The sequence below is a fragment of the Bacillus basilensis genome (assembly GCF_050630465.1).
GTDB classification, from domain to species: Bacteria; Bacillota; Bacilli; order Bacillales; family Bacillaceae_G; genus Bacillus_A; species Bacillus_A basilensis.
Genome location: NZ_JBNTQO010000001.1, coordinates 231,216 through 249,682, shown reverse-complemented (window position 1 = coordinate 249,682; position 18,467 = coordinate 231,216). Strand labels below are relative to the sequence as shown.

Below are 18,467 nucleotides of genomic sequence, written 5' to 3'. Positions count from 1 at the left end.
TGAAAGAAGTGATAGACAAAATGCCTATCACTCATAAATTAAAGCATAAAGATTATGGATTAACAGCTTCCCCTTCACCATTCTTCTCAATTTCAAGCATATTTTTGTCGTACATTTTAAAGAATGGTAAATAAATAAGGAATGATATTGCTATATTTATAAAAACTAATACTATTGCACGCCAATCTCCACCTGTAGCTAAATACGCACCAATTGGAGCTGGTAATGTCCACGGTGGCATAATATGTGTTGGTGTTACAAATCCCATCGCAGTGGCTGAATATGCAACAGTTGCTGTTACAAGTGGTGTAATGATAAATGGGATAATTAAAATTGGATTTAGTACAATCGGTAATCCGAATATGACTGGCTCATTAATATTAAAAATACCCGGAACAATACAAGTTCTTGATAATGCTTTCGAATATTTCGATCGACCAAATACAATCATAGCTAATACAAGCCCTAATGTCGCACCAGAACCGCCAATCCATATAAACCATTGATATAACGGCTCTGGTGAAATAAATGGCAACTGATCTGCTCCACTAGCAACTGCTTCACCATTTTTCCCTAGGTATACTTCCCATAATGGCCGAGCAACAGTTCCAACAACCGACACACCATGGATTCCGAATGACCAAAAAAACGTAATTAAAAACACTGGAATCATTACACCGAAGTAACTATCCCCAGCTTTTACTAATGGTGCTGCTAATTTATCAACAACATGGTGTAAATCAATGCTAAAAACGACAGTTACTAGACTCATTATAATAATAACGAATGCAGCAGGTATAAGTGCTTCAAATGAACGCGACACAGATGGCGGTACTTGTTCTGGCATTTTAATCATTACATTTTTCTTCTTACAAAACCTTAAAATCTCTACGGATAAAATAGAAACAATCATCGTCACGAATAATCCATGACCTCCGAGATTTGTCATCGGAAGCATAAACCCTTTTTTATCAATTAATTCAGGCGTTAATGTTAATAGCAGTGAACATACTGCAAGCTGAGCTCCCGATAAAGCATCTAGTTTATAACTTTTCGCCAAATTATATCCTATTCCAAATGCTATATATAAAGACATAATAAACATCGTTAACCGATATGGTATTAATATACTTGTTTGATTCTTTAATGCCCAAACGGATATGAAACTATCTTTCGGTAATGGTGGAAATGCTACGATTAAAAAGAAACTTCCTACGATGATAAATGGTAATGCTGAAATAACTCCATCACGGATTGCTTGTAAATGCCTTTGTTCAGAAAGCCTTGCCATCGGTCCAGATAAGTTTTTATCAAGAAACGTGACAAACTTATTCATAACACTTCCCCCTAACGAATTAAATCATTTACAGTTTTTAATAAAGTCGGTCCACCAAGCGGCGTATATGCTTGCGGCGGTATGATACCGCATGGAATAGATTCCTCTTCTGCAAATTTTTTTACAGAGTCAAATCGATGTCTTACTTGAGGTGCAACCATTACAACATCCCAACCATTCTTCACTTCTTCCTCTACCTCACTTGTTCCAATTGCATGTACTTCCATATTCATACCTTTTTTCTCCGCTTCTTTTTTTAAAGCGTTTACAACAATTGCACTAGACATTCCTCCAGAACAAACGAATAAAACCTTCATTTATTAATCCTCCTATACTTATAAATTATCCCCTTCGAATGAAAGGAAGTTTCACTTTACTAACAAGCATATGAAGTAGTGAAAGAATTTAGTTGTGATGAAAGTAAATTTCACTAAAAATATTTTTCCTATTAAATTAATGTTTCAATATTTATTTTTTTTAATTGTAAGAACAACCTCACCTCGGATATTATTTTAGTTAACCATATAATAAGGAGGCGTATAAATGATCATGAAACGTTTATTAATGATATGTTGTATCGTCATCTTTTTTATTCCTTTCTCTTTCATTCCCCCTCACTCTACTTATGCTGAAGTTAATACTACGTATAAAAAACATGAATTACGTGCCGTGTGGATTGCATCAGTTCTTAATATTGATTGGCCCTCAAAAACTGGCTTACCTATGGATAAGCAGAAACAAGAATTTATAAGATTGCTAGACGATGTAAAAAGCACTGGCATGAATGCAGTGGTTGTACAAATTAAACCCACTGCTGATGCTTTTTATCCTTCCAAATACGGTCCTTGGTCTGAATACATTACGGGTACACAAGGTAAAGACCCTGGATACGACCCACTCGCATTTATGGTTGAAGAAGCACATAAAAGAAATATAGAATTTCACGCATGGATTAATCCATACCGAATAACGATGAATCACACTGATATAAATCGATTATCAAATAATCACCCTGCAAGACAACATCCCGATTGGGTTGTACCATATGGCGGAAAGTTATATTACAATCCCGGTATTCCAGAAGTGAAAAAATTTATAACAGAAGGTGCTTTAGAGATCGTGCAAAATTATGACATTGATGCCCTTCATATGGATGATTATTTTTATCCATATAAAGTAGTTGGTGAAGAATTCCCTGATCGAAAAACGTACGAAACGTATAATAACGGTAGATTTACAAATATAGAGGATTGGCGACGTAACAATGTAAATGAACTTGTAAAAGGTTTAAATGCTGCTATTAAACAAGAAAAGTCATACATGAAATTTGGCATTAGTCCATTCGGCGTATGGCGAAATATAGCTGACGATCCAACCGGTTCTAACACAACCGCAGGTCAAAGAAACTATGATGATCTTTACGCTGATACACGTGAATGGATACAAAAAGGCTATATTGACTACATTACACCGCAAATATATTGGAATATCGGTTTCACACCTGCTGCATATGACATTTTAGTAGATTGGTGGGTAAAAGAAACAAATAACAAACCAATTCACCTATACATCGGTCAGGCAGCCTATAAAATTAATAATAACTCTGTCCCCGCTTGGTCTGATCCTGAAGAATACCCAAGACAAATTACATTAAACCGGCTATATCCTCAAATAAAGGGAAGTATGCATTTTAGCTTAAAAGATATTAATAATAATCCACTAGGAGTGAAAGATAAACTCTCAAAAGACATTTATAAATATCCTGCATTAATCCCGCCTATGCCTTGGCTCGATCATGATCCACCAAAACAGCCTACCTTAAAAGGTGCCATTCCAAGAGAGGAAGGTATTGCTGTTGGTATCATTGACAATAGAGAGAATGATTCTGCTTATTACGCCATTTACCGTGTAAATGGAAAAAATGAAGTGGATATACAAAACCCTAAAAATTTACTGACTACTGTAAGAAAAACAAAACTTGGAGAAATTTATGTAGATAAAACCGTTATTTCTGGAGAGACGTATACGTATGTGGTAACCGCGGTTGACCGATTGCATAATGAGAGTGTTGCTTCTAGTCATACTTCTGTAAAGGCAAAATAAAATCCCATAAAAAAGCGCCTTAAAGCCGAGTAATACTAAGCTTTTAAGGCGCTTTTTTTATTTATTCTTAAACTTCTCTGTCGCTGCTCTCATCTTCACATTCAAATCATGATCAATAGAGTCGCGAATATCTCGCTCGACTACTTCCATTTCTTTTTGGAAATTTTGCAAGTAGATTTTTAATTCTTCTTCTTTTTCTGGTCGTTGTGATGGTGGTAATTGTACAACTAAAGATAACATCGCTGTTAAATCTTTCATTAAGAACGTTTCAAGTTTATGCTGTTGTTCAAACATGCGTTGCTCTTGATAGTACGGCAATGCATTTAATACTGAAATTGTAATATCATCAACCGTTCTTTGTAATGAAGGATTTATTGAACGTTTATACGCTTGAATTTTATTTAATGCATCTGGATATCGATCATAAAAATACAATTTATAAAACGATAAGTCTGTCGGTTTTACTGTTTGCTGCGTTTCTTGTCTTAAAAAATCTTTTACTTTCATCGCTGCTACATCAATATCTTCATTTGTAAGTTTTTTCGTTGTTTTTGCCAATACATGTACTTTTTTCTGTTTTTCTTTCGGTAACATTGAGAATACTTGCTCTCTCGTACGTTGACCCGATGCACAGAAAAGAGTGTTTAATGTATGTTGCTCTTTCTTTCCTTCCGTACGAATCCAGCGATAAAAGAGTGGGTGTTGTGTAAATTCTTGTAGAAACGGTAATGATTTATTCGATAACTTTTCTAAAGAATCGTGTGCTCTTTTATATGGCTTCGTCCATGAAAAATACAGTTTCCGCCCGAAATATACGACTAATACAACGACAGTAAATGCTATTAAAAGCAAAGTACCGAGTAATAATAGTACTGTTTGAATGAAACTCATTTTTTCACCTCCTCTAATAATCTGCTATTTCCTTGGACGCTGAATGAGTTTCTGCTTCATCTCATCATTAAATGTGTCTAGTTCAATAACGAACTTCTTACTTGACTCAATAATACGTTCTGATGATTTTTCAGATGCTTCAATTGCAGCGAACACATTTTGGAATGATTCACGTAATTTATCCATGCTAATAGCAGGATTTTCAAGTAATTTCGTTGTTTCTTCTGTATTTTGTTTTAATGCCTGAGAATTACTTAATACCATAGATTCAATTGCTTCATTTGTCGCATTTACAGCATCGATGGTTTTACGTTGATTTGTTAATGCTAGCTGGATAGCAGCTGAAACTGTTACAACGTTTTGTGTCATCGTAATTGCATTACGTATTGCTTCTGTTAGCTTTTCGTTATTTTTCTTAATAATGTCTACAGATGCAATAGATTGTAATAACACACTTTTCGCTTGCTGCATATTACGTGTACGTACGAGTATCTTTTCTAATGCATCATTAATTAATGGAATATCTCTTTGACGCTCTGGATTTTGTTTCTCTGCTTCAAGCATGCCAGCGAGCTTTCTTCCTAAGTATACTTGTTTATCAAGAGCGTGAATTTTATCATGCGATTGCTCTTTTAGCATTTCAAGACCAACCGTATCTTCTTGTAAGTTATCACGGCCAATTAGAAGGGATCTTATAATCTCCTCAATTTGCTTATCTATAGATTGATATTTATGCACGTATGTTTCAAGTGGATTTTTCTTAAATACTTTAAACATAATTTTCTTCATACCACTTGCTTTTAATGAATTCGGATCCAGCTCTGATACTACTTTTCGTAATTCTAATAATGTATTTGGAATTTCTTCATTTTTCCCATTCATCATCGCTGTTACAGGACGTTTTAAAGCTGATAACGTTTGGCCTGCTGCTTGTTGCTCTTTATCCCCTAAATCTCCTAGCTGAGACAATACTTTCGATAAATCTGTATTTTGCTCGCTATTTAACTTTTGTACATAAAGATCAGCTTCTTTATTCAGTTCCTCTAGTTCTGCATCTTTTATTACTGTATCAACCACTACTTCTACATTATTATCTTTCACAATCGATACAGGTTCTTTTTTCTCGAGTTCAGTCAACAAAATCGCTCCTTTATTTATATGTGCGAATTTATGTGCACTATATTTCATCTAATATATTGTATTTCATGTACAAACAGCCTATATGAAATCAATTTTCAAGAAATACCTGCTTATGCAGTCATTCCCTGTTTCTTACTATAAGTATACCTGTTCTCAACATTATTTTCCTCAGACTTAAGACCTAGAGAACAACATGCTGAAGGCGGATTCTTCATATGTTACCTGAATAATTTCCATTCTTTCAATCGTGCTACACTCAATCTTTTGACATTCCCCCTTATTCAATGTGATAATTTGAATACACTCATTCCTATTTATTTTTGCGCGCTACAAATGCTCCCTTTTGAAACGCTAATAACACCGTTTCAAACGTATCATCTTCTTCGATTATTTTTATAAACTCAACTAATTCACTCGCATGAGAAGTTGCATTATCGATAACAAGAAGTCCTTTGGGTTCTAAAATGCGTTTTATATGCTCAAACCACCACATGTATTGCGTACGCTCTGAATCTAGGAAAATAAAATCAAATGAATGATCTAATTGCGAATCTAAAAATGCCCCTGCTTCTTGATTATGAACATCGATTCTTTGTAAAAGGTTCGCTTTTTCAAAATTCACAAGTGCCTCTCCAACTCGTTCTGAAGACAGCTCTACAGTTGTTACATTTCCATTTGTTTCTTCTACCGCATTTGCTATCCACAATGTAGAATAACCATTAGAAGTCCCAATTTCTAAAATGTTTTTTGCATTACACCCTTTTACTAAAATTGATAAAAATTGCCCCATCTCACGAGAAACATTCCGTAATCTTTCTTCCCGTGTTTTTTTATTCCGATCATGCTCTTCTCCATATTGTTCAAGTTGAAATAATAATGAATCTAACGTATCCATTCTTTTCATCGCCTTTCCAAGCAATATGATGAAAAAGCTCTTGCTGCCCGTCTACTTTTTATTATATGCGAAACAAAAACCTTTTTCCCGTTATATGACAAAGATTTATAATTTTTTATAGCATATTGTTTCGTTTTTTGGTAAAGTTAATTTCTACGTGCAATTATTCCATTCTTATTATATTTCATAAAAATTGCAGTTATAAAATATATATAAACCCCCTTTAAATGAATCGGTATTTCAAATTCAATTAAGCGCCCTTTTTGGACGCATTTTCTTTTGTTTATATATCTTTAAAAGAAAGGATGCTTACAATGAACGTGATTAGCTTAGATGCTGCTAGAAAGCGAAAGCAGCATAAAAAATTAATGATTACTATACCGATTATTACACGTATTTATGAAGAAGACGGGGAAATTAAATTTGAGGTAGCTGGCGAAAAAGATGTACCTCTTGAAATGTTAGAAAAATAATAAAAAAGCGCATTTCTGAAGAAATGCGCTTTTTTATATTTTCACATTTAAATGCATAAGTTTCTCAGGATTAACCATCATATAAATATTTGAAATTTTCTCATCCTCAAATAAAAACGAAAGAACATAAGTTATTTTATTATTTATTGTAACTATAACTCCTGGCATACCATTTACCAATTTGAAATCAACAGTGTACTCTTCTGTCAATCGTTGCGCAATCCCAAAGAACAAACGTATAATTCGATCCGCAGAATAAATCGGATGAATCGCAGTCGTAACTTTCCCACCACCATCTGCTTTCAATATCGCATCTGTTTTTAACACTTCTAACATGCCTTGCGCATCCCCACACTGTAATGATGATACAAACTTTTCAACATAAGCAGCCATCTTCTTCGTACTTAATGTTGATTGCTTCGGCTTTTCCAATATACTTTTTCGTGCACGTTGAAAGATCTTTCTACAGTTCACACTACTCTTATCAACAATTAAAGCTATTTCTTCATACTCATAACTGAAAACCTCTCTTAATATGAAAACAATCCTTTCTACCTCAGACAGTTGTTGTAAAAGTAATAAATATGCTGTGGAAAGGGATTCTTTTATTACAAATGACTCTGATGGCTCATCACTCTCTTCTACAAGTGGCTCTGGTAACCACATCCCCACGTACACGTTTCGTTTATGCGCTGCCGAACGTAATTTATCAATTGAACGATTTGTCGCCATCTTACACAAATATGCTTTCATATTTTCAATAGACTGAAGATCCTCTATATTATTTAACGCGATAAATACATCCTGAACGATATCCTCAGCATCCATAACACTTCCAAGGATTCTGTAAGCTAACGAAAATAATAATGGTTGATACGCTTCATATAACTGCTCCGTTTCCATGATGAACACCCTCACTTTCGTATTGCTTTAAAATGTGTAACGCTACACGTTTCCCGCTTGCTACTGCAGCATCAGCTAATATTTCATCATGCCCAGCCCAATCACCTGCAACGTAAACACCTGGTATTTCAGGGATATTAGGACCCGGGGTTTCAACTCGGTTAATATGAGGAAAATCATATACTACTGTTATTTTCGGTAAATACTGCTGTGCAACAACTTCTCTTTTCCAATTTGGATGTAACAACTCCATCGTGCTTTCTAACTGTTCTTTATCGTCATGAATATGATTCATCTCTAGCACAGGATTATGGTACTTAATTAGACTCACTGCAATTGATCCATCTTCACTTAATTTAGCTGCTCTTGATTGATTCGTGAAAAATATTGGTTGATCTAACCCTAATGCAAATTGATGTGTAGGATTCGGTAATCGTCTCAAACCAATATCTAATGCAGCAACAGTAACCGGTACCGATTGTTCACTCCATCTATACAAACTTGTTCCTTCTACACCTTTTATTATGTTACAAGCTTCTTTCGGTGTAGTCGTCACGATGACTGTACCTACTTCAAATACCTCATTGTCAAAACAATGTATTCTTTGTTTATCTTCGTAATGCTCTATTTCCAAAACATGCTTATTCGCCAGAAACTGTACCCCTACATTATTCGCTATATCTCTTAATTTTGTTATAACTGTCTCCCAACCACCATCTACATAAAATACCCCTTCTTTTATTGAAAGCTGTATTTGTTTTAGTACTGAAGATGCTAATTGTATTGTAGGAGCAAACGTATATGTTGTTGTTCGGCATAGTGCATAAAATATATTGCGAACCATTGGATCTTTTATTTCATTTTCTGCCCATGTAGTTAGACTCATTTTTGGAACTTCTCCTATATCTAAATTCCCTAAACGAATCATAAGACGTGAGAATTGTACTTTTGCAGACCACGAAAGTAGTGGTGTTGATAAAATTGAGCGAAAATCTGTTGGGATGGTGAATATATCCCCTTTCCATATTCCATGTGCTTTTGTAGATGGTATTCCACCCGGTAGATTCATACCAAGCTCATTAAAAGTTAAAAATGCTGCTCCTCCTCTATATAAGGCGTGTGCACCAAGATTCATATAGATCCCATTTTTATTTATAGTCATCCCTCGACCACCAAAGCGACTGGACTTTTCTAATACAATCACTTTCCTCCCAGCTTTCGCTAAATATATAGATGCCGTTAATCCAGCAAGGCCACCACCAACAATTGCTACATCAAATGTATTCATAATAAAATCCCTCCTTAATCGTTCTACATACAAGACGAACGATTAAGGAGGGATGTGACATAAAAATTAATTTTTATTAATCTACTTTACTTCATTTTTTAGTACTCGATCATATTGCATTCGAAATAATTCAATTGCAAACGGAATATCCTCTTCACTCTTTATATAATAACTTATCCATCCTGATTCAGGTAATACGTGATGTGCTTTTACTAATCCTTGGTTCACTAATTCATCTCGCTTTAACTTCGGAAATGGTAAATCAATTAATTTATCACCATGAAGATGGCCAAGTTCCTTCTTACCATAATTTATTTCAATACCACCAAATCGATGCGGTTTTTCAGAAACACCCGCCCAGCTGAGCACTTCATTTCTAATCATTTCACTAAATGACATGAACCTTCACCCCTTATTAATGATTGATGTAATATTAAATTAACACGTTCATTACTTTTTTCCATCAATCTAAAGTATGAATGGATATACGAATATAGTTTAATCTCAATACCTTTATTTTTTACATAATTAAAATAATTTCAAAGGGGATTTATTCTATTATATAGAATTACTATTAAAAATAATTTTAAGGGACGGATTTACATGAGCGAGGTATTATTACAAAAGGCAAATTATCTACAATCGAATGAATTAAAACTTTTGAAAAAAGCTATACATTTTGCAGAGCAAGCGCATGATGGACAATATCGTCAAACTGGAGAACCATATATTATTCATCCTTTCGCAATTGCAGAAATACTGCTAAAGCACAATTAATTATTCAGCAAAAACTATCTTAAATAACAGACCAATACCTCTATAGAAAGTATTGGTCTGTAAATATATAATACGAAATAAATTTCTATTTTTTAACCCTAACCTAACATTAACAATTCCGATTTTAACAATATTATCAACTCGAAATACACCCCATATTCTTTGTGGAATAGGCAATTTTATTATGATACCAACAACTGCACCTAATAAACACTAGACACATATCCTAATTTTGTAACCTTACTTATTAATAGAAAGGCAGGTAATACAATTGATTTCCAATATCGACTATACCTCCCCCTCGACTAATTTCACTTATGATTTAAGTAAAAGCAGTTTTTTCAGAAAGATGCCCAAAATTATATAAATGTACTTGGCGTGAAACAATTAAATACTTTAGAAAACACTTCTTTATTAGATATTTATTTAAGTTCAGGTAATGTCGTAGAACCACATATTCATCAAAATGCAGCTGAACTTGTTTACTGTATTTCAGGATCTGCTGTTGTTTCTTTACTTAATCCATTTACAAATCAAATATTAAACTTACCGATAAAACCAGGGCAAGTTGCCAACATTCCACAAGCGTGGTGGCATTATGAAGTTGCTACAGCAGATGATACCCATTTATTAGCTATTTTTGATGCACCAACGCCAGAGGTTATTTTTGGTTCTGATATTTTAAGGTTAACTCCCACAAATATGATGGCTCATACTTACTGTCTCGATGAACAACAATGGAAACAAGCGGTATCCCCTATTCAATCCACTACAGTAATCGGTCCTCCAGCAAACTGTAATCAAAACCGAGGACCTATAAACCCAGCAACTCATCCTCCTAATCCACAACAAAATTTATATTATCAAGATTCATATTATTTCCCTCTTTACTGGGGATATTAATTTATATCATTAAAAGCCAATTATTTATCTCCTCGGAAAATACGTAGGAGATTTTTTATTGTATATCCCTCATTCCTATTTTTTATCGTAACAATTAATAGAGTACATACATATAATAGTTATATATTTAATTGGAGGTGATTGTACTATGAGTAATTATAACTATCGAAAAAACTACTCTCATAATAAAAATAGTAGTTCATCAACATCCTCTCAATCTTCCAATTCTCAATCTTCCAATTCCCAATCGCAAAGAGATTTAGCCGAGCAAGGCTATGTAAAGAAAAAAGGATGTAACTGTAATAAAAACAAATAGTTTATTACTAATTTGAACAATAGCATTTTAACGTTCACGATAAATAATTTACTTCCCTGTATACAATTTTATTTTATGGATGAATTCTGTTTTTAATAGAATTCATCTTTTTTATTTATAGGTAATTTTTCAAAGTATTTAACTTATGCTATAAACAATAGATTGTAAATCATAAATTTTGATTTTTCTTTTATACCAACTTAACAAAGAGTAACCCTCAATTAATTTATCATCTATCTTTCCATAAAATATAGCCCCTCCTAATAACATTAGGAAGGGCTATATACACATCGCTATCAAGCTAAGAAAGTTAAATAGATAATATTAACCTACTTGAACTGTTGGGCGAATTATCATTTCATTAATAGCTACATCAGATGGTTGCTCGATTGCAAAGGCAATTGCACGAGCAATGCTGTCAGCATCAATAGCTATTTTGTAAAATTCATCTAAGCCTGATTTTGATTCTGGATCAGTAGTAGTTTCTAACAATTCGCTGTTTACAGCCCCTGGAGATACATTTGTAACACGGGTATTTGTGCCACTCATCGCTTCTTCTTGACGCAAACCTTCAGATATTGCTCTTACTGCATGTTTGGTGCCACAATATACCGTTCCGCCTGGATAAATATTATGCCCCGCTACTGAAGAAAGATTAATAATATGACCGGATTTACGTTCCCTCATCGAAGGAAGGACAGCAGCGATGGAATACAAAACACCTTTGAGATTAACATCAATCATCTTATCCCATTCATCAATTTTTTTCTTAAATAAAAAAGCCTGGGGCATTAACCCCGCATTATTGACTAATACATCAATTTTCCTAAATCTTTCAATAGCATACGCAATCAAATCTTCCATTTGTTCATGTGAAGTTACATCTGCCACTTTATAAACAGCTTGTCCACCATTATTTTGAATTTCTTCTTGTAATTTCTTTAGACGGTCTTCACGGCGAGCCGCTAATACCATCTTTGCACCTTTTGAGGCAAGTTCTTTTGCGGTAGCTTCTCCAATTCCACTAGATGCACCTGTAATAATAACAACTTTATCTTGAATATTAGACATATTAAATAACGTCCTTTCTTAATAAACTTCTTTTGAAAACAATTCTTTTCTAATCATAATGACTGGACATTGCTTTTTGCCAACCACGATAAAAAGCTAGATGAGTAATGACTTCAATCAATCTTTTCTTCAGTTTTTGCCTTATTTACATTTCATATCCCCTTAAGTCATTCAGGATTCTTATAATGCGCGTTCAAAAGTTAAAACCCGCTAATAACCTTTGGTAGGGCAATTTTTTAAATTTTTGAGTTCATTGATTAAAGTGACATATAGCAAATAAGACAATCAATAATGATAGGCAAATTTTATAGAATGTTGAATTAATTCCTATCTAGAAAATCAATTTATAGAACTATACTTATAGTTTCTCATTAAAATAAATAATAAACTCAATATTAAGAATAGGAATCCACCTAATACGACGTACTGTGTACCCATTCCTGATATAACTAATCCGCCTACCGATGTACCGATTGTTACCCCTAAGTTGCCGGATGCTAGAAACAATCCATTCGAGAATTCAGGGGCTTCTGGAGCTGCAGACGTAATCCAATATTGACTAATATTATTCCCTATAGCCACTACTATTCCAAAAATCAAAATAATTAATGCCATAGGTATAGTGAACTCTCCCATTAAGAACAATAAGATGTAAACGGCTCCTAATACAAATGGAAAACATGCTACAGAATTTATGGCATTTTTAGTAAGCACCTTCCCGGCGACAATGTTTCCTATTATACTTGCCCCACCAAATATGAATAACATTAAACTAATCGTTTTCCCGGGTATATTCGTAATGGTTTCAAGATACTCAGCAAGGTAACTACTAACTCCATACATCGCTGCATTTATAAAAATGACAGCAGCAACGGATAGCCAAGTAATTGGTTTTTTTAATACACTTAATTGAGATCCATAAGAGAGTCTTTCCTTAACAGGCATAGATGGTACAAATAGCAATATAGCAATGAATGCTATAGCATTCACAATAGTAAAGAATAACATTGCCATTTCAAGCGAAGTTGTATTAGCGATAAAACTAGAGACTGGTGCACCAAGTACCATTCCCCCTGTTACTCCCATAAATACTTTAGAAGTAGCTTTTGGAGCTTCTTCCTTGCTAACTGAGGCCGCTGCTGTTGTCAAAGCTATTGAGACATAAACCGGATGTAAAAAGGCTGGAATCACACGAGCAATTAATAAAATGGTAAAGTTTGATGCAAATATGGAAACAATGTTACCCAGAACGAAAACACCAAGTACAAGTAACATTACCTTCTTACGATTTATGCCCGAAAACAATAACGGCATAGTAGGCCCAGATATTGCAACAGCAAGTGCAAAGAGACTCACTAGCAACCCTGCTGTGGATATACTGATATCAAAATGATCAGCAATTAAAGGTAATATCCCAACGATCCCCATTTCCGTATTTAAGATGCCGAATACACCTATGGTCAATATTAATATAAGCAAATTATTTCGTTTAGCCACAAAATTCGCCTCCTACTTTCATTAATGATAAAACTCAAAAAATAAACATTCATTGATTAATCAACAACTGTTTATTATTATAAAGATAATTAGAATTAATCCAATGGTTAATTCAACGCAATTCGTTGATTATTAAACATATCAATTAAAATTGTTGATTATCTTAAAGAAAGTTTGGTGACCTAACAATGTCTAAAGTGGATAGAAGAATAACCAAAAGCAAGGAAGCTATCAAAAAAGCTGTTATCGAACTGATGTCTGATAAAAATTTTGACGATATTACCATTCAGGATATTGCTGATCGGGCGAATGTTAACCGAGGAACCATTTATCTTCATTACTCGGATAAGTTTGATTTACTGGATAAAATCATTGAAGAACATATTAATGAACTAAGGGTAATGTGCGAATCAGCAGCTGAAATGGATTTAGATTTTGTAGAATCAAATGTAGGCTGGTTCGAATACTTTGAGAGCAACTATTCATTCTTTTCAACGTTGTTAGCAAGTAGTAAAGCATCTTCTTTTCGTAGTCGGTTCCAAGAGCTTCTCATCGAAGAAATGAAAAATGATATTGACACAACAAAATTGATAAATCGAGAATTGAATGAAGAAGTTATACTGCAATTTATTGTTACATCTTTTGTAGGAATTGTGGAATGGTGGATCACAAAAGGGATGCCTTATCCGCCTCATGTTATAGCAGTACAACTAGGGATTTTGATAGACAGGAATCTATAAGTTTCTCCAAGTGCTATTTCAATAGTGAAGATAATCGTAAACAGTTAGTGATAAAAAACGTAAAACGTGACTGTAACTTTCAGGTGGTGAGTGGTCTGAGATGAAGAAGATTGTAGCTGAGGTAAATGAGTTTTAAATAATTTTAATAACCTCCTACCAAGTCATCAGGTAGGAGGTTATTGTCTTTTGGAGAACAAAATTTAACAACACTATTATTTCTGCACTACACATCAATAGTAAAAGGTACCGATAGATATGAAGGGAGTATGTTGTATATGCGTTTATTTATGAGAAAATAGCAAAACCAGTATTAATGGTTAAAAATCAACGTTCAACTTGGCACCTACCATATATTCATTAACTTATAAAGTTAGTTGTTCCCAAAAACGATAAAAATGAATGTCGGTTCTATAAAAAACACAAATTTTTCGTTTAGGGGGTACTTTAAAAAATTAGCTTGATGGCAATGGGCTATATACACATGCCAGTTCAAATTTCAAACAGACATTGTAACAAGTTAGACGATATTAATACCTGCACTTACAAATCCAGCTACTGCAGCGAATGGACTTGCTGCTGTTAACGAAACATATAGTAATATTTTATCCCCTGCCGTTACTGGGATAGCCTCAGCTATGATCCCTTATGCTGTAGAACCAATCGCTATTGCGGCAAATGCTGGTGTTAATAATAGAGGTGCGCCTTGTACTGTAAACGTATTACTTACTGGAGGTGCAGTTAATATTTGTATATGTACTTGAACAGGTGATAATGGAGCTAATGCAGCTGTTGCACTAAAGAAACCTGCTAACGACGTAATAATCCCATCACGTGGTGCTACAAATGCATAATCACCTACACCTAATGCTAATGTGATACCTGTTGCACCCGTTAATGCTATACCAGGCTGACTAAATCCAAATCCAAGAAAAGTTCCTGTATTAGCTATTAACGCGTTAACTAACGCAGATGGTGTTGTACCTGAAGCGAACGGAATAATAGCTCCGCCACCAGTTGCACCTGTTAAGCCTGTTTCTCCTGTTGGGCCTGTATCTCCCGTTGGACCTGTTGGGCCGCCTCCTGGAGTAGCACCAATTAGTTGAACTAATAAGTTTAATAGAAGTTGTAAGCTTGCAGGATCAAGAATTAAAGAGAAGAAGAATGGTGCAAGAGCACTGAAGAATTGTTGTAATAAAGAAAGTAATTGACCTAGGTCTGGGTTAGGAGATTGTAGTAAGTTAATAATACTTTGAATTAATTGCTTTAAGAAATTCCCTTCTGGAGAAGGTGCTAATTCATTTAGTAAGTTCAATATATGGCATCTAGAAGATTCACATCTACACTAGGAGCTGGAACCGGAACTGGTGCAGCTTTTGCAATTGCTGCTACAGCTTGTTTAAACGATGCTGGTACTACTCAACTGCTTTTCCGACTTTTACGTATTATACAACTTATATGTAAACGGCATTCTTCAACCTAGTGTGAACTCCAGCGTTACTACTGGACCTACTGGCGCTATTACAATTCCAGGCGGAGATGCATTAGACGGCGGAATTCCAATTACAATCGAATTTATCGTCACTTAGTTTTAACTAATTTAGTGTAGAACAAAAAGACAGATTCTTTTTATTTAAGAATCTGTCTTTTTTAATTAATAATGATAAATTGCAAAATAATTGAAGAACCTTGCAATGGTGGTTGATCATCCAATAAAGTTAGCTGACCAGTACTAACCTGATATAATGGTTGTGGTTGAAGTATTCCATTAATAAACAAATTAATATACGAAACCTCATCAGGAGATAATATGTGAGTTGTACCATATTGAGCTATCCCATCTGAATCTGTATATATAAGTTTCTCTCCATCGGAAAAAGTGTAAAATAATAAGTTAGTTGTTGTTATGGGGCCAATAACTCCAGTTGGGCCTGTTGATCCTGTTACCCCCGTTGGGCCTGTTACTCCTGTTACCCCTGTTACTCCCGTTGCTCCTGTTACTCCCGTTGCTCCTGTTACCCCTGTTACTCCTACCCCTGTTACCCCTGTTACTCCCGTTGCTCCTGTTACTCCTGTTACTCCCGTTGGACCTGTTACCCCCGTTGCTCCTGTTACTCCCGTTGCTCCTGTTACCCCTGTTACCCCGGTTACCCCGGTTACTCCCGTTGCTCCTGTTACTCCCGTTGGACCTGTTACCCCCGTTGCTCCTGTTACTCCCGTTGCTCCTGTTGGAATATAAATTGGTGGAAGAACCGGAAAGGTAGGACCAATATTTTCTGGGCCTATCATACCATTATTCAACAACAATTTGTCATTGCGGTTCAATTTAATACCCCTCATTCCACATTTTTGTTTACTAATTAAAAAAATAAAACATCTATCATTTTAGAAAAATTCCATGACTACTTTTTCATACTCAAATGTTTTTACATATATTAAACTTTTACCGTTGCTATAACTAGTAGTATTAATATAATAAAATGATAGTTCCATATCAAAATACTAAATCGGTTACGTTCTAATTAAAAATGAGGTGATTTATATTCAAGATAAGAATGAGAAAATGAAAAAAGAACTATTTTCCCTGGCTCTTGAAATTATTCTCCCTTACAGGCTTACAGGTAATACTGGGCCCACAGGTATTACTGGACCTATTATTACTACAAACTCTATGTTTGCCAATAATACATTAGGTGGTCCCATCTCAGTCATATTAGGTGGAACTAATATTCCACTTTCTAATAACCAAAGTCTCGGTAATTTTACAGTGAACGCTTCAAATGATATATTTACAATTCCTGTTACTGGAAGATATTATTTAACCTATCAAGTTAATACAACAACTTCTTTACTTGCTGGTACAAGGCTACTATTAAACTCTTCAACCCCACTTCCCGGATCTATTTTTTCACCTGCAATATCAACTTCAAATTATAATAATAATTTAATAAATAATTTAATTGCTGGTAATACAATTTCACGTCAACTATTCGACGTATTATCCGTAGTTAATTTAGTTGGAGGCGGTTCTACAGGTGCCTCTTTAACAATTATACGAATTGATTAAAAAATGATTCGTTCTTTTTTATAATAATCATTCTTAAATGCTAAAATAGTAACTATTACGTCATTCCTAAAGCTTATATTTCAATAACTTCACGACAGTGATTATGCAATAAGAAACACTTTGCACTATATTCATAGTACAAAGTATCTATACTAAATTTTCCGTATATACATTATCAATTTACACTCTACCTATGCCAATGTTACATTAAATAAGAAGACAGTTTCTCAAATGCGGACCATCTCAATACGTATTTGAGAAACATACTCCAATCCTATACGCGAGAGCAATACTATGGTTGACACTCAAATGAGTGTCTTTTTTTGTGGATTATAAAAAATAAAAACCATCTCTCATAGATGGTTTTTATCATTACGCCTTTCTTTGTTTTTTAAGGCAGCTGTAAATTTATGAAGCTGAATAATAAATGGTCATACTTAACCGTGTTAGCGTTCTTCCGAAATTATGATAAGAATGCGGTCTATCCGCCTTAAAGCGAATTGCATCCCCACTATTTAATTTATATTGACAATCATTTATTTCAATTGTCAATTCCCCTTCAAACACTGTTATAAATTCTTCGGCCCCTTCTTTATGGCCTTCCGAACTTAGTTTTCCTTCTGCCTCAATTTCAACCGTATAGATTTCAAAGTTCCTATCATCTTGGAAAGGAAAAGAAGGATACACTTTATATCTCCCATTGTCTTCTGATAATACTTGAATATCATTTCGTAAAACAACTTTCGTATCTGGTTGCGGATTATTGATTAAAGAAGTAAAAGACACTTTCAAACCATTAGCAATTTTCCATATCGTTGTTAATGTTGGACTTGACTCTCCTCGTTCAATTTGTCCTATCATCGTTTTACTCACACCTGTTAATTGGGAAACCTTTTCTAAACTTAATTTTTCCTTCTCTCGTATTGTCTTTAAATTTTTCGCCAGAATAAATTGAATTTCTTCCATAAGAAACACTCCTACACTACATACAATATAACGACCGTTATGTATAATAAAGAGCACACGTTATATTGTTCTTTTCGGTCATTATAACACACGAAATAATTAGG

The 18,467-nt window shown here is 34.4% G+C and carries 16 protein-coding genes and 4 pseudogenes; 7 read left to right on the top strand and 13 right to left on the bottom strand.

Features of this window, described 5'->3' with window-relative positions; all coding sequences use genetic code 11:
* Positions 1–52: 52 nt before the first annotated feature.
* Together ACQVV1_RS01320 and ACQVV1_RS01315 are read right to left on the bottom strand one after the other, a co-directional pair.
* Positions 53–1,336: a PTS sugar transporter subunit IIC gene (locus tag ACQVV1_RS01320; protein ID WP_098556619.1), complete on the bottom strand. Its 1,284-nt coding sequence runs from the start codon at positions 1,334–1,336 to the stop codon at positions 53–55.
* An 11-nt stretch (positions 1,337–1,347) separates the two neighbouring features.
* Positions 1,348–1,653 carry a PTS sugar transporter subunit IIB gene (locus tag ACQVV1_RS01315; protein ID WP_000865889.1) on the bottom strand — a complete coding sequence of 102 codons (306 nt, stop codon included), beginning with the start codon at positions 1,651–1,653 and terminating at the stop codon, positions 1,348–1,350.
* 226 nt (positions 1,654–1,879) lie between these two features.
* On the opposite strand from ACQVV1_RS01315, the gene ACQVV1_RS01310 reads away from it, so the two are divergent.
* Complete coding sequence (locus ACQVV1_RS01310) at positions 1,880–3,439, top strand: glycoside hydrolase family 10-like protein (protein WP_431168480.1); 1,560 nt, start codon at positions 1,880–1,882, stop codon at positions 3,437–3,439.
* 57 nt (positions 3,440–3,496) lie between these two features.
* Here ACQVV1_RS01310 and ACQVV1_RS01305 read toward each other — a convergent pair whose 3' ends face one another.
* The 3 genes from ACQVV1_RS01305 to ACQVV1_RS01295 all read right to left on the bottom strand — a co-directional run bounded on the left by ACQVV1_RS01305 (position 3,497) and on the right by ACQVV1_RS01295 (position 6,374).
* On the bottom strand, positions 3,497–4,330 hold the full coding sequence (locus ACQVV1_RS01305) for a DUF3974 domain-containing protein (protein ID WP_431168479.1): 834 nt from the start codon (positions 4,328–4,330) through the stop codon (positions 3,497–3,499).
* Between the two features lie 24 nt (positions 4,331–4,354).
* Positions 4,355–5,467, bottom strand: coding sequence for a toxic anion resistance protein (locus ACQVV1_RS01300; RefSeq protein ID WP_000137398.1), 1,113 nt, complete (start codon positions 5,465–5,467; stop codon positions 4,355–4,357).
* 313 nt (positions 5,468–5,780) lie between these two features.
* The gene (locus tag ACQVV1_RS01295; protein ID WP_242253550.1) at positions 5,781–6,374 is read right to left on the bottom strand and encodes an O-methyltransferase; all 594 of its coding nucleotides are present in this window, start codon (positions 6,372–6,374) and stop codon (positions 5,781–5,783) included.
* Positions 6,375–6,679: 305 nt separating this feature from the next.
* On the opposite strand from ACQVV1_RS01295, the gene ACQVV1_RS01290 reads away from it, so the two are divergent.
* The gene (locus tag ACQVV1_RS01290; RefSeq protein WP_001100984.1) at positions 6,680–6,838 is read left to right on the top strand and encodes a hypothetical protein; all 159 of its coding nucleotides are present in this window, start codon (positions 6,680–6,682) and stop codon (positions 6,836–6,838) included.
* A 33-nt stretch (positions 6,839–6,871) separates the two neighbouring features.
* On the opposite strand, the gene ACQVV1_RS01285 is transcribed toward ACQVV1_RS01290, so the two are convergent.
* From ACQVV1_RS01285 to ACQVV1_RS01275, 3 genes are all read right to left on the bottom strand, one after another.
* On the bottom strand, positions 6,872–7,741 hold the full coding sequence (locus ACQVV1_RS01285) for a sigma-70 family RNA polymerase sigma factor (protein WP_431168478.1): 870 nt from the start codon (positions 7,739–7,741) through the stop codon (positions 6,872–6,874).
* Positions 7,719–9,029, bottom strand: a complete 1,311-nt coding sequence (locus tag ACQVV1_RS01280; protein WP_431168477.1) for a phytoene desaturase family protein — start codon at positions 9,027–9,029, stop codon at positions 7,719–7,721. The genes ACQVV1_RS01285 and ACQVV1_RS01280 overlap by 23 nt, the downstream gene beginning before the upstream one ends.
* Positions 9,030–9,110: 81 nt before the next feature.
* Positions 9,111–9,428: a luciferase domain-containing protein gene (locus ACQVV1_RS01275; RefSeq protein ID WP_431168476.1), complete on the bottom strand. Its 318-nt coding sequence runs from the start codon at positions 9,426–9,428 to the stop codon at positions 9,111–9,113.
* Between the two features lie 204 nt (positions 9,429–9,632).
* Between ACQVV1_RS01275 and ACQVV1_RS01270 the strand changes: the two are divergent.
* Both ACQVV1_RS01270 and ACQVV1_RS01265 read left to right on the top strand, forming a co-directional pair.
* Positions 9,633–9,800: pseudogene (locus ACQVV1_RS01270) on the top strand (HD domain-containing protein); the annotation flags it as partial.
* Between the two features lie 277 nt (positions 9,801–10,077).
* Positions 10,078–10,709, top strand: a pseudogene (locus tag ACQVV1_RS01265) (cupin domain-containing protein).
* A gap of 640 nt (positions 10,710–11,349) precedes the next feature.
* Here ACQVV1_RS01265 and ACQVV1_RS01260 read toward each other — a convergent pair.
* On the bottom strand, positions 11,350–12,096 hold the full coding sequence (locus ACQVV1_RS01260; protein ID WP_431168475.1) for an SDR family oxidoreductase: 747 nt from the start codon (positions 12,094–12,096) through the stop codon (positions 11,350–11,352).
* A gap of 339 nt (positions 12,097–12,435) precedes the next feature.
* A complete protein-coding gene (locus ACQVV1_RS01255; RefSeq protein WP_431168474.1) occupies positions 12,436–13,593 on the bottom strand; it encodes an MFS transporter in 1,158 nt (385 codons plus the stop codon).
* Positions 13,594–13,781: 188 nt separating this feature from the next.
* Between ACQVV1_RS01255 and ACQVV1_RS01250 the strand changes: the two genes are divergently transcribed.
* Positions 13,782–14,333 carry a TetR/AcrR family transcriptional regulator gene (locus tag ACQVV1_RS01250; RefSeq protein ID WP_242253185.1) on the top strand — a complete coding sequence of 184 codons (552 nt, stop codon included), beginning with the start codon at positions 13,782–13,784 and terminating at the stop codon, positions 14,331–14,333.
* Positions 14,334–14,850: 517 nt separating this feature from the next.
* Here ACQVV1_RS01250 and ACQVV1_RS01245 read toward each other — a convergent pair.
* Positions 14,851–15,645, bottom strand: a pseudogene (locus ACQVV1_RS01245) (exosporium glycoprotein BclB-related protein); the annotation flags it as partial.
* A gap of 3 nt (positions 15,646–15,648) precedes the next feature.
* Here ACQVV1_RS01245 and ACQVV1_RS01240 point away from each other — a divergent pair.
* A pseudogene (locus tag ACQVV1_RS01240) lies at positions 15,649–15,919 on the top strand (DUF4183 domain-containing protein).
* Positions 15,920–15,980: 61 nt separating this feature from the next.
* Here the strand turns inward: ACQVV1_RS01240 and ACQVV1_RS01235 are convergent.
* Positions 15,981–16,655 (bottom strand): DUF4183 domain-containing protein, encoded by a 675-nt coding sequence (locus ACQVV1_RS01235; protein ID WP_431168473.1) that lies wholly within the window; start codon positions 16,653–16,655, stop codon positions 15,981–15,983.
* A 238-nt stretch (positions 16,656–16,893) separates the two neighbouring features.
* Here ACQVV1_RS01235 and ACQVV1_RS01230 point away from each other — a divergent pair, with 238 nt between their 5' ends.
* Positions 16,894–17,397 carry a BclA C-terminal domain-containing protein gene (locus ACQVV1_RS01230; protein ID WP_309260166.1) on the top strand — a complete coding sequence of 168 codons (504 nt, stop codon included), beginning with the start codon at positions 16,894–16,896 and terminating at the stop codon, positions 17,395–17,397.
* 408 nt (positions 17,398–17,805) lie between these two features.
* On the opposite strand, the gene ACQVV1_RS01225 is transcribed toward ACQVV1_RS01230, so the two are convergent.
* The gene (locus ACQVV1_RS01225; RefSeq protein ID WP_431168472.1) at positions 17,806–18,420 is read right to left on the bottom strand and encodes a helix-turn-helix domain-containing protein; all 615 of its coding nucleotides are present in this window, start codon (positions 18,418–18,420) and stop codon (positions 17,806–17,808) included.
* Positions 18,421–18,467 lie beyond the last annotated feature (47 nt).